Source organism: Vibrio mytili (assembly GCF_049563345.1).
GTDB lineage: Bacteria > Pseudomonadota > Gammaproteobacteria > Enterobacterales > Vibrionaceae > Vibrio > Vibrio mytili.
The window spans coordinates 75,823-88,174 of the sequence record NZ_CP110482.1 but is presented as its reverse complement, the minus strand read 5'-3'; the positions used below and the strand labels follow the sequence as shown (position 1 = coordinate 88,174).

Here is a 12,352-nt window from a genome sequence, read left to right as displayed (position 1 = left end):
GATTATAAGAAGGAAAAAATATGAATACAGATATGTCACATCTAGGTCGTGAATTCCAAGTAATAAATGGTGACATTACCATTCAGGCTTATGAAAAAGGTTATTGTTTTCGTTCATGGTTTCCCTGACTCAGCGAATGCTTGGCGTCACCAAGTTGACCCATTTGTCAGTGCTGGTTACCGTGTCATTACTTTGGACATGCGTGGCTACGGTAAAACATCTAAGCCAATGGAAAAAGAACATTATCACATCACGATGCTTGCTTCGGATGTGAAAGCTGTTCTCGATCACCTTAATATAGAGAAGGCTCATGTTGTGGGTCATGACTGGGGTTCGGTTGTGTCTTGGGCTTTTGCCGGTGTTTACCCACAAGCGACAAAATCTCTGACTGCAATTTCGGCTGGTCATCCACTCGGTATACTTAGTATGCCTGATATCCAACAGCGTGAAATGTCATGGTATTTCTTCTTCTTCCAATTACCGATGGCGCAAGACCTGCTCGCTGCTGAAGATTGGAAACTATTTAAAGAGTGGATCCGAAACCATCCTGAATGGGAACATTGGAAAGAAGCTTTTAAAGAAGGAAAAGATATCATCCCAGGCCTTAACTGGTATCGCAATGCGTTAAACCTAGAAAGCCCAATGAAAGCGGAAGACCTTGGCCTAGTTCAAGCACCTTGTTTCGGTATTTGGTCGGAGCATGACTACTATTTAGGTGAAAAGCAAATGAAGGACTCTTCGCATTTCATTGGTGAAAAAGCCAGCTTTGAATTTGCTCGTGTGAATGATGCAACTCACTGGGTGCAGCTTGATAAACCAGATGAAATTAACCAACTTGTACTCGGCTTTACCGAGAAGAATCGTTAATACACTGAATATTGTCGTATTTTAATTAAGCCAGTAACTTATGTTACTGGCTTTTTCTTTATCAATGCCTCGAGTAGATACTAGAAAATTGTATTCCTTACTCAAACCAAAGCTGCAAGAAGAAGGAATCAAGCTAGGTAGAGATGCACTCTTTGATTACTTACGTGACGAACAAGTGCGCGTTAAACCTAAGCGTAGTTTTACGAAGACGATAAATAGTCGACATTGGATGAAAAAATACCCTAACTTGCTGAAGGACTACAAGCCTCGTCATCCTGAAGATGTGTTGGTGAGTGAAGGGGCTGAATTGAAATGGGGCATAAATGAGTCAGCTCACTATTGGCTGACTCAATGATAGGCAAACTAGTGTCAGAACTTATCGGTGCTGACACAGAATCACTCAGTAAGAATTGGACGGAAAAAGCTACGTTCATAACTCACTACGCAGTCCGTTTCTTCTGCATACTTGAATGCAGCTTTACAATTTTCGTCTGATGCCGAGTCATGACGGTATTTTTCATAGTCGGATAAAGATGGAAATGAAAACAATGCCATTGCAATGTTATTCGCTCCTTCCGACGGTAAAAAATACCCATGATGTATACCACCAAACTGTTCAACGAGTGGAATCCACATACGGGCATAATGTTCAAATTCAGGGATTTTCTTAGGGTCAATAACGTATCTAACGTAACAGGTGATCACTGACAGCTCCTTCTTTTTCTATAGGCTACTCACATCCTGAGTATTAGATAAATTTGGTCAGTGAATCTGGAATTCAAGCTAAGCAATTGAAGTTAGTAACACCGAATAGGGCAAATTTGAGCTATCTACATCATCTAGCTCATTAAGGCCGCTAAGTGTTTCTCATTGAATTCAGACAAACTCTGTAATTTTAGGTGTGATTCAGAAAAATCTTGCTGATATCTGTCTGGATGGGGGACAACGATGGTTTTGATATTCGCTCTCGTTGCTGCGAGCATTCCTGAGTACGAGTCTTCAAACGCAATACAGTGAGCGGCCTCAACACCTAACTTATTGATTGTCGATAAATAGACATCTGGCTCGGGTTTGCCTTTTTTGACATCGTCAGAAGAAGATATTGCATCAAAGAAACTCGCTATACCTAACTTATTCAATATGACAGGGATAAGTTGATACGGCGAGTTTGTTGAAAGTCCTATCTTCATACCTTTGCTTCTGAGCAAGGAAAGAGTTCTACTTACACCCTGTAACTCGCTCCCCCTTTCTTCAACTAAAGCTTCGACCCTATTTATGACAGCATTCTCCACGTCATCAAGATGCAGATCAGACCAAGGATAGAGTTTAAACCAGAACTGTGTAACCTCTCTCGTTGTCATCTTAGCTGTTTGCGCAGCTAACTCGTCAGTTACTTTCACACCAAGGGAAGAAAATACCTCTCGTTCCGCGAGTTGCCAAAGTGGTTCAGAGTCAATCAATAAACCATCCATATCAAAAATTGCTGCTTGTATCACTGTGCTTTATCCCAAGTGTTGTTTTAACTACTGCTAGAAACTTTGAGCCTCTCCCTGCCGCGATTCAAGAGCATAACATGTAAATTGAAGTGGTGTGATACAACGTGTGACTTGCGAGTAATACTGATGGCTTGATGCGTTCGCTCTATCATCAAACATGTAACTGATGATAGAGGTAACCTATATATCAAGAGATAAATGACTGGCTATGATTTTTCGTTAAGAAATTTTGAACGTACATTCTAAATAACTAGATATATTAAAACGAATCTCAGGCGTAAGATACACCTCATAGAAAATTAGCCAGACTTAGAGGTCGTCATGATTCAAAGAACAAAAGCAAAAGTAATGGGTGCACCAACGCCAATGGCGGGCTTAGCACTTGGTATTGCGAGCTTAGGTTGGAGTTGGGAAAACTTCGCTGAATTACATGGCTATGGACAGTGGATTAGCGCAGGTATTGCCAGTGTATTGCTAGGCATATTGGCGGTTAAATTTCTTTTTCACAATCATCTGTTGAGACAAGATCTTGCCCATCCTGTGGTTGGCAGCGTTGTTCCAACTTTTGTGATGGGAACTATGGTGGTATCCAATTCATTAGGACACTTTTTCCCGATTGCTGGTGATGCACTTTGGTTGTTTGCAGTGTTGTTACACATAGTGTTCTTGGTGACTTTTTTGTACCATCGTGCGAAAAATTTCGAGCTTCACCACATGGTACCAAGTTGGTTTGTACCCCCTGTTGGTATTATTGTGGCTGATGTTTCGTTCTCTGGAAATCTGTTGCTTGCGCCAATTGCGCATGGTGCATTGGTGTTTGGTATGCTCGCTTACGCGGTGATGTTACCAATGATGATTTACCGCTTTATGTTTACTCATGAGATCCCAGATGAGGCTAAACCAACCATGGCAATTTTAGCGGCGCCAGCGAGCCTATCGTTGGCTGGTTACTTAACCGTTACAGCTACACCATCTCCCGTGATTCTTGCTCTACTATTTGGTATCTCAGTCTTGATGACAGCCATCATCTACTTAGCCTTCTTCAAATTGTTAAGGCTGCCATTTAGTCCTGGTTATGCAGCGTTTACTTTCCCGATGGTCATTGGAGCAACGGCACTGTTTAAAATGGCCAATTGGATGGAAGCGCACGGTCTATCGGCTGACTATGTCCACCAAGTTCGTGGTTTAGCAGGGTTGGAGTTGATTGTTGCGACAATTGTGGTTACTTATGTCTCTCTACAATACATTAATAACCTATTGATCCAGAAGCCTTTGATGGCAGCGCCTCAGGCCTAAATTGATAGGCAAAATTCAGCTTCATCATTTAGTTTGTCATGAGACTTTTTGTTGCTGAACCATCTCTTGTCAGTGGATTTGTCGTTCCAAAATACGTTGAAAGTCTTTTAATTAAAGCCAGTAAGTTATGTTACTGGCTTCTTCTTTGCCAAATCACTTTCTCAACATGTGGGTTCTATAAAAGGAATGGGACAATAATATCTGCGACGTGCGTATGAATTATTATAGACCTGATATGCATAGAATAATATTGGTGGTATTACACTTATTACGTCAATGTATGGCATATATTGCGCCTAACGGATGTAGTGAGCAACGCCGGCCACCTAGCCTAATTCATTGTGCCGTAATACACTTTGTAAAGATATGGTCGTCAAAAACACTTCCTCGAATCACATAAGCGTCCTTTACGACCTTTGAGAGGCAAAATCCACACTTTTCGAGCACTTTCTCCGAGGCAACGTTGCCTTCTGTCACTACGGCTTTGTAGCGAGAAATTACGCCAAAAGAAGTTGACCACCTCAATACCGCTTGAAGTGACTCAGTAGCGTACCCTTTACCATGAAACATTGGGAGGAATAGGTAACCAACCTCCGCAACTCCATCGGATAGACGCAACCCTGTTACTCCTACCTTCTTGCCTGTTTCTATCTCGATGATCGTTAAACACAACCAATGCTCCGAGCCGATTGACCATGGTGGCAGCCGAGACTCAAACCTATCTTTTATCTCTACCACACTTGGCTCATCAAAACATAAGCTGATGACATCAGGGTTTGAGTGAAGGCGTTGAAATAGATTCCAGTCATTATCTGACAGCTGCCTTAATATCAATCGCTCTGTATGTATCGCTATACTCATTTAACTCACTATTAATATTCTTTGCCAAATGCCTATAATGCGTTTAATCATGAAGAAAACAAAGTCACAGTTTGTTCTCATTGATACTACCGAGAGAGCTTAAAGCCAAAACTCGCATACTCAAAATACGTTTCAACGATAAAAAAATGCCCTGCATGAGCAGGGCATTATCAATTGTGAGTCATTATTTCATTTCTACCCAGTACTCTTTGTTTGCTTCAAGTAAATCCTCCAAAATCTCTTTTGCTACTTTGGCACTAGGGATGGTTGCGGACAGCGTCAGCGCTTGCCATAGTTTTTGTTTAGAACCCTGAACGTGCGCTTGAACAACCAGTTTTTCTACCGATACTTGCTGATTCATCATCCCTTTTTGAAACTCAGGGATTTCTCCAATTTGCAGCGGCTTAGCGCCCGTGTTGTCAACGATACATGGAATTTCAACCATTGCTGTTGGATCAAAGTTATTAATCGCACCATTGTTGGGCACTATAAGTAGCATGCGTTCTTTGGTGTTGAACGCAATGGCTGTCGCCAAATCAACAATATATGAAGCGTGCTCTTCCACTTCGATCGTCGTATCTCTCGCAGTACCATTGGCGATGATACGATGACATTCGGTAAACACTTCCTTCTCGCGGCCATCCATGACTTCATTTGCACGGGTGAACTCTTTGTTAGAGTGTTCTACGACGTAATCAGGATACATGTAATATTTTAGGTATGTGTTCGGAATAGTCTCAGGATCAAGTGCATACACATCACGTACTTTAATGAAAGTCTCCTTCCAAGATTCATCGGTGTGCTGAGCACCATTCATCGCACTTGGTGGCAAATATCCATATTGTTTAATATATTCTTTGATACGCGGCATGAGATCTTCACCGGTTGCCTTGTCTTTGAACTCTTTCCACCAACCAAAATGGTTAAGACCGTAGTACATGATGTCGAACTGCTTACGATCGTCATAACCTAAAATCTCTGCAATACGAGTTTCGATACCAATTGGCATATCACAGATGTTCAGTACTTTTGAGTTTGGACGCATAACACGGCAAGCTTCAGCTACAATCGCGGCTGGGTTTGAGTAGTTCAACATCCAAGCATTTGGCGAGTATTTCTCCATGTAATCAATTAATTCCATAACAGCAGGAATCGATCTCAGGCCATAAGCCATACCACCAGCGCCACATGTTTCTTGTCCCACACAGCCGTGACGAAGTGGAATCTTCTCGTCTTGTTCGCGCATGGCGTAAAGTCCTGCTCTGATGTGAGCCATGCAAAAATCGATGTCACTAAACGCCTCTTCTGGGTCAGTTGTGTAAGAAAATTCGATATGCGGCGCTCGTTCTTGAAGTAAGATTTTACAAGCTTCAGCCACGGTTTCCTGGCGTGCCGCAAAGTTATCGTAGAATTTCAGTTTGCGAATAGGAAAACGCTCCTGGTTTTCTAGCAGCATCATTACGATGCCAGGAGTAAATGTTGAACCGCCGCCTGCAATAACAACTGAGAATTCTTTTTTCATAATATGCCTCTCTTTTTTCGGGCAACGCTTTCGCCGCCGCTACAATAATTGTTTAAAGTTATTTGCTTCTAATTTGCTTCTAATTAGCCGAGCTAAGCGTTAATTCTTCCGTTCGTTGCTCTGACTTATATTCGTTAATAATCTTTTCGCACTCCTCACGTAGCTGGGGCACATTCAAGCCGATGATCACTTGTACAGCATTGCCATTTTTTACTAAGTTCACCGCGCCAGTATCTATAAAATATTCAGCAGGATTGACTTTGCTTGCATCTTCCACGGTCACACGTAAGCGAGTGGCACAGTTGCTTAAATCTGCAATATTTACGACACCACCTAAGCCATGAATAGTCTCAAATGCTTGGATTTGTAGTGGGCTAGTACCTTGATTGTCTTTACTGGTAATCCCGTACTTTTTATTAAAGTCTTCTTTGGTATGCAGTTTCATTTCGCCTTTGCCTCGACCTGCAATTGGCACATCAAACCGAATGATTAGGTACTTGAATACGAAGTAGTAAAGGACGGTAAAACATAAGCCAATTGCGATTTGTGTGGTCACCATACTGGTGTGATTGCCAAGTAATGGAATCCAATTCCCCGTTGCAACTTCAATCAAGCCACCGCCCATATTGCCTACCACACCAAAGCTGTACATCACCATTGCCATAGTGCCTGCAAGCAATGCGTGAATAGCAAATAGCCAAGGTGCAATAAAAAGAAACGTGAACTCGAGTGGCTCAGTGATACCAACCAGCACTGCGGTTAATGTGGCCGGGATAAGTAACGCTGCAACTTTTTTACGGTTTTCTGGTTTTGCTGTGTGGTACATCGCAAGCGCAATACCTGTACAACCAAAAATCTTGGAATTACCGTGCAATGCAAATCCACCTGCTGGGAAAAGGTCTTTCATCGCTTGGCTAGACTGAGTGAACACTTCTAGATTGGTAAACCAGTCAACGGTAATACCATTTGGCGTCGCCACATTACCGAACACGAACGGAGCATATACAAAGTGATGTAACCCTGTTGGGATTAAGATGCGTTCAAGAAATGTATATAACCAAACTCCAAACGAGCCAGACTCAACCATAAAGTATTGTAAATTCAGAATCCCATGTTGAATTGAAGGCCAAATGAACAACGTTAACCAAGCTGAAGGAAGCATAGCGAAGAACGAAAGCATCGCGACGAAAGAGGCCCCTTGGAAAATGCCTAAGTATGAAGGTAGCTGCTTTTCAAAGGTGCGGTTATGTATATAAGTCACCAAAGCGGAAATAATAATTGCGCCAAAAATACCAGTATCGATGGTTTTGATACCTGCAATTTCAGTTAACCCTGAAGTTCCACCAATGGATTGAGAAAAATCGACACCAAAAAATTCCCCCCAAACACTTCCCATTGCACCGATAAAGTAGTTGAAGGTTAAGTATGAAACCATCACCACCATGACTGCTCTGGCATGGGCGGTTTTTGCTAAACCAATTGGTAATCCAACCGCAAACAATAGCGCCATATTACGGAAGATGGTCCAGCCACCTTCTTCAATCACTTGTAACACTTGATAATAAAGGCCGCTTTTATCGGCCAAATCACCAACAAAAATCGGGTTTTTGAGAACAATGGTTAGTCCTACTAATATCCCGACAAACGGAAATAGTAAAACAGGGGTAAACATTGCTCCGCCTAAACGTTGTATCGCACTCAACATGGCAGGATCCTTAATTTATTATTTATTCATCTTCACAGTGTTCCGTCTTTCGACACTGTCAAATTACTCCCGCGCCCAAAACAATACAAATTAAATACAATTAATTTGTGATCTGATACAAATAAAGAACAACCATTGAGATTCAGGTCACATTGCATAACCTATAAATAACCTTTACGGGTTTTATATGCACTTAAAAACCGCATAAATGCGATACAGAGCGACAAAGGTCATTGATTTGTATTATCTGCGATGTGATAATTTCGTCAGTAATTAGAGAGGTAACTTATGCTGTATAAACAAATCATGCAGGAGATAAAAAACCGTATTGATTCAGATGAATTTGCAATTGGTGATACGCTTCCGACGGAAAAAGCTTTGGTTGAACAATACTCAGTTAGTCGTATTACCATTCGAAAAGCAATTGATGAACTGGTGAAGCTAGGCTTAGTAGAAAAGCGCCAAGGGGCCGGAACAACCATCATTGGTAAAACGATGGTTGGCTCAATGTTGGAATTAAAAAGTACAAGTGAATACTTTACTGATTCAAGTAGCAGCCTTGAGTACAAGATCGTTGAGTTTACTGTTATTGATGCCGACGAAGAGTTAGCACAGATTTTACAGTTAGAAAGAGGTGAAAAAGTCTACTTTATCCGTCGTTTCAAACTAATCAATGGCGTGCCTTCTGTCTACGAAGACTCATATATGGCAATGGCGATGTACCCCAAAATGAAGGTTATGTCTCTAGAAGGGTCTAAATACGCCTACTTAGAAAACGAACTTGGTTTTGAAATCGATGGTGCATATCAAGACTTTGAGGCCATTATGCCCACTCAACACATGTGTGAGATATTAGGAGTAGATAAGAACAAACCCTTGATGTGCATCTCATCAGTCGGCATTCTTACTGATGGTCGAGTGTTTGAATATACACGCATTGTATCGAAGCCAGAAACGATGTCTTACAAACATTATCTCAAACGCTGTAAATAGTTGATCTTACTGATCGAATGAAATGCTCTGCTTCCGATATTTTCTTCACAAACGGGCCAAATATCGCAATTGGCTTCTCTATTTGCGATACCGCAGATAAGGCTGGCTCTACTGTGAGAAACGGGATCAACGCAACCAATAATACCTGTTAGTAATAATCGAGGTTAATTAGTCGAAGTTGAGCTCTTTATGAAGCCAAGATTTAAATGCATTAATTCTTAGCGCGCGTGAAGAAGCAGGATCGCTAATGACAGTATATCGAATACCTGGATTCAACCCGATATCAAAAGGCTTGGTTAGCAAGCCGCGCTCGACAAAATCTGCCGAAATGCTTTCCGTCGCTAGGCAAGCCCCATGTCCAGCGACAACAGCGTTGATTGCCATATCAAAGGTACTCACTTCCATCCATTGAAGCACTTCTCTTTTCGTGCTGACATTAGCACTTTGAAACCATTGCTCCCAGCTAAACGATGCCGAGTGAAAGTCAATCAACCAACAGTTGAGCAATTGTTCTGGTCGAACAAAGTTGATGGACTCGGCAAGTTGGGGCGAGCAATAAGGATAGATCGCTTCTTCAAACAATGACTCTTGCTCTAAATCTAGGTGTTCGACACGCTCATCTCCCTGCCATATTAATACGTCGGTTTCAGTATGCCGAATATCAATATCCTTGACGGTTTGCACTCGAATCGGGATGTGTGGGAACGCCATCGTGAATTTCCACAACCTAGGCATCAACCAACGCGTTGAGAATGAACGCGGAGCACTCACATTGAGTATGCCTTCCAAAGGTTCATTCTGAATTCTATTCAGCCCAGTAATGATGTGTTTAAAGCCATCATTAACATGATGTTGAAGGATTTTCCCTTTGTCAGTCAGGTGCATTTCTCGTCCGCGACGAATAAACAATTTGCACCCTAAACGCTCTTCAAGCTGACGTAATTTTTGGCTAATCGCAGCTTGGGTTACGTGTAACTCTTCAGCTGCTTTACTATAGCTTTTTAGTCGCGAGGCAGATTCAAAATAGTGAAGTGCCGAAAGGAAACGAAGTCGGTTGTCCATAAGCTGTACTTATACTTCCCGTAATAAATGGTTGTTCGTAACTGGTCTTCATAGTCTTGATAATAAAGGTATCTAATCCAGAATCAAGGCTCGACGAATGTTAAACTTTAGGCTAACCCAAAAGGGAAAACTCTTTAATATACTGAAAAACATATGCTTAAAATTGTTATTTCGTCGGAATCGAAATCAGGTTACGAATCTCACACCTCATATCCGAAAAGACATTGGGCTCCATCATGAAGAAGGAGAAAACACACACTTTTCGAGGTTTTTATAATTTAAACTAATTGGTATAAAAACAAAAAACGGTTCTCTCAATACACATGAATAAAGGAAAGTGAAGATATGGACATCGTGATTGATGATTTATCCGGTGGTGAAGTGATCCACTTGTTGGAAGAGCACCTTGCAGACATGTATGCCAACTCGCCACCAGAGAGTGTTCATGCTCTAGATGTCGAAAGCCTTAAGTCACCCGACATTACCTTTTTTAGTGCCTGGATAGGAGGTGAATTACAAGGCTGCCTAGCCATAAAACAACTGACCCCAGAGCACATAGAGTTAAAATCGATGAGAACGTCATCCTTGGCGAGACGCTCGGGTGTGGCTAGTGCAATCCTAACTCATGCACTCAACACCGCGATTGAAAATGGTTATCGAAAAGTGAGCTTAGAAACAGGTTCCCAAGCTTTTTTTAAACCCGCACGTAACTTGTACGAAAAGTTTGGGTTTTACTATTGCGAGCCTTTTGCCGAATATACAGAAGATCCCATGAGTCGATTTATGACAAAAATGCTGAGTGAGAAAACCACCGCGTGATCACACGTTATATTCTGGCATTGCTTCGAACCATTTTCCTATGCTCTCCGTATCAAGCACCGGATGAGGCTCAATGCCGGTAATCAAAACAATATCGACGGCAGGCAATGAAGGCATATTATCGAGAATCTTTAGATCGCTAGTGACACTTATCCTGCCCATCGCTCCGACAGCCATTCCTGCACGGACAATCGCTCGCTGAGCAGAGGCAGTATTGCTACACGCCAGCAATCGATAGGCCGTGCCTCGCTTGGTTAAACTATCAATCGCTGCGGCGTGGTACTTGCAGTCAGTCTGAAATAATGCCAAAGGCAAAGGCTCGGCGTCATTGAATGTGAAATCGGGATGGCAAATCCACACACCTTTATCGCTGGTAAGCCAGTAGCCTTCTTCACTGTCCGGCGCTCGAGTCACAATCGCCGCATCCAGTTTTCCCTGATCCAGTTTCTCTCTCAGGCTGATACTAGGTTCACTGTACACATGAATAGAACATGTCGGCTCCGCTTGCTGTAGAACACGAATCACATGCGGCAAAATATTATCATTGTAATCTTCTGGGCAACCCAACCGGAATGGGCGTTTATTCTCATACCGCTTTACTTGCTTGAGCGCTTGATTGTGTAACCTAACAAGTTGCTCCGCATGGGAACGAAGGGCCAACCCAGCTTCACTTAAGACCAGGTTACGACCATTTTTCTCAAATAAGCTTACTCCGAGTTCCTCTTCTAACTTACGCATTTGAGCGCTAAACGCAGACTGGGTGCGATTGATTTGTCGGGAGGCTCGGGTAAAGCTGCCTGTCTCTACGAAAGCAAGATAACTGCGTAATGCATCGATATCCATGTCGAAAGTTCATCCATCGTTTTTGTGAAAGTATTCCATCAAAACTATCCGTTAGTTCCCGGGAAAACAATCAGATATTGTTATTTCATTCTTCGCAACAACCCATCGCATGGAGGCTCAAATGCAATTGTTTATTGGTAATCAAAACTACTCAAGCTGGTCACTGCGTGCCTGGCTGATCTTCTCTCAATATGATCTAAATGTGGAAGTGACCAAGCTGAAACTGTTCACTGAAGATTTCTACCGAACCTTGGAAGGCATCACACCAACCGCTAAAGTCCCAACCCTAGTTCATAACAATATCACAGTATGGGATTCACTCGCGATTTTGGAGTACGTGAACGAACAACTGCTACAAGGAAAAGCGTGGCCAAGTCATGCGGCAGAAAGAGCAAAAGCACGGGCAATAGCATCGGAAATGCATTCCGGCTTTACCGACCTCAGGAATGAGCTTCCGATGAATATCCGAGCTCGCAGAAACGTAACACTCAGTGCAGGCGCGATGAAGGATATTGCTCGTATCGACGCGATTTGGTCAGAGCAAGCCAAACAGTATCCGCAAGGATGGCTATTCGGCGAATGGTCTATCGCCGATGCCATGTACGCACCAGTAGCACTGCGTTTTCAAACCTATGGTATTGAGCTTTCCGAAAGTGCGAGCGCTTACCAACGCAAAGTGTTGACCAGTGCATCGCTGCAACCGTGGTTGCAACAAGCGAGTTTAGAAACCGACATTGTGGAAGAAGATGAAGCCGGTGAGGAGGTTTGATAACTCGCTTGCTTCTTCCCGTTGAATACCAATCTCATCCGGATTGGTATAAACGCTGAGTGGTTTGAGGTTGTTTGGGTATATGCTGTATTCTTGTCTCCTTGTTCAACGAGTCGAGA

12 protein-coding genes and 1 pseudogene are annotated in these 12,352 nt (G+C 42.5%); 6 read left to right on the top strand and 7 right to left on the bottom strand.

The features are described from left to right. Positions 1 to 90: 90 nt before the first annotated feature. Both ONE56_RS14055 and ONE56_RS14050 read left to right on the top strand, forming a co-directional pair. Positions 91 to 867: an alpha/beta fold hydrolase gene (locus tag ONE56_RS14055; RefSeq protein ID WP_423840851.1), complete on the top strand. Its 777-nt coding sequence runs from the start codon at positions 91 to 93 to the stop codon at positions 865 to 867. A gap of 61 nt (positions 868 to 928) precedes the next feature. Next, positions 929 to 1,165 (top strand): annotated as a pseudogene (locus tag ONE56_RS14050) (IS3 family transposase); the annotation flags it as partial. Between the two features lie 98 nt (positions 1,166 to 1,263). Here ONE56_RS14050 and ONE56_RS14045 read toward each other — a convergent pair. Further along, positions 1,264 to 1,572: an NIPSNAP family protein gene (locus ONE56_RS14045; protein WP_331437901.1), complete on the bottom strand. Its 309-nt coding sequence runs from the start codon at positions 1,570 to 1,572 to the stop codon at positions 1,264 to 1,266. A 134-nt stretch (positions 1,573 to 1,706) separates the two neighbouring features. Continuing rightward, complete coding sequence (gene hxpB, locus ONE56_RS14040; RefSeq protein ID WP_041155102.1) at positions 1,707 to 2,363, bottom strand: hexitol phosphatase HxpB; 657 nt, start codon at positions 2,361 to 2,363, stop codon at positions 1,707 to 1,709. 321 nt (positions 2,364 to 2,684) lie between these two features. Here hxpB and ONE56_RS14035 point away from each other — a divergent pair, with 321 nt between their 5' ends. Further along, positions 2,685 to 3,659 carry a TDT family transporter gene (locus ONE56_RS14035; protein ID WP_041155103.1) on the top strand — a complete coding sequence of 325 codons (975 nt, stop codon included), beginning with the start codon at positions 2,685 to 2,687 and terminating at the stop codon, positions 3,657 to 3,659. Positions 3,660 to 3,995: 336 nt separating this feature from the next. Here ONE56_RS14035 and ONE56_RS14030 read toward each other — a convergent pair whose 3' ends face one another. The 3 genes from ONE56_RS14030 to ONE56_RS14020 all read right to left on the bottom strand — a co-directional run bounded on the left by ONE56_RS14030 (position 3,996) and on the right by ONE56_RS14020 (position 7,747). Next, entirely contained in the window at positions 3,996 to 4,520 is a 525-nt protein-coding gene (locus tag ONE56_RS14030; RefSeq protein ID WP_423840850.1) for a GNAT family N-acetyltransferase, read from the bottom strand. 184 nt (positions 4,521 to 4,704) lie between these two features. Then, the gene (locus tag ONE56_RS14025) at positions 4,705 to 6,042 is read right to left on the bottom strand and encodes a 6-phospho-alpha-glucosidase (RefSeq protein WP_041155104.1); all 1,338 of its coding nucleotides are present in this window, start codon (positions 6,040 to 6,042) and stop codon (positions 4,705 to 4,707) included. A 79-nt stretch (positions 6,043 to 6,121) separates the two neighbouring features. Further along, positions 6,122 to 7,747 (bottom strand): alpha-glucoside-specific PTS transporter subunit IIBC, encoded by a 1,626-nt coding sequence (locus ONE56_RS14020; protein ID WP_331437904.1) that lies wholly within the window; start codon positions 7,745 to 7,747, stop codon positions 6,122 to 6,124. Positions 7,748 to 8,035: 288 nt separating this feature from the next. On the opposite strand from ONE56_RS14020, the gene ONE56_RS14015 reads away from it, so the two are divergent. Further along, a complete protein-coding gene (locus tag ONE56_RS14015) occupies positions 8,036 to 8,740 on the top strand; it encodes a GntR family transcriptional regulator (RefSeq protein ID WP_041155106.1) in 705 nt (234 codons plus the stop codon). A gap of 168 nt (positions 8,741 to 8,908) precedes the next feature. Here ONE56_RS14015 and ONE56_RS14010 read toward each other — a convergent pair whose 3' ends face one another. Beyond that, positions 8,909 to 9,802 (bottom strand): LysR substrate-binding domain-containing protein, encoded by an 894-nt coding sequence (locus tag ONE56_RS14010; protein WP_041155107.1) that lies wholly within the window; start codon positions 9,800 to 9,802, stop codon positions 8,909 to 8,911. A gap of 345 nt (positions 9,803 to 10,147) precedes the next feature. Here ONE56_RS14010 and ONE56_RS14005 point away from each other — a divergent pair, with 345 nt between their 5' ends. Then, positions 10,148 to 10,621, top strand: coding sequence for a GNAT family N-acetyltransferase (locus tag ONE56_RS14005; protein WP_423840849.1), 474 nt, complete (start codon positions 10,148 to 10,150; stop codon positions 10,619 to 10,621). On the opposite strand, the gene ONE56_RS14000 is transcribed toward ONE56_RS14005, so the two are convergent. After that, positions 10,622 to 11,464 carry a LysR family transcriptional regulator gene (locus tag ONE56_RS14000; RefSeq protein ID WP_423840848.1) on the bottom strand — a complete coding sequence of 281 codons (843 nt, stop codon included), beginning with the start codon at positions 11,462 to 11,464 and terminating at the stop codon, positions 10,622 to 10,624. A gap of 121 nt (positions 11,465 to 11,585) precedes the next feature. On the opposite strand from ONE56_RS14000, the gene ONE56_RS13995 reads away from it, so the two are divergent. Beyond that, entirely contained in the window at positions 11,586 to 12,233 is a 648-nt protein-coding gene (locus ONE56_RS13995) for a glutathione S-transferase family protein (RefSeq protein WP_423840847.1), read from the top strand. Positions 12,234 to 12,352: the final 119 nt, after the last annotated feature.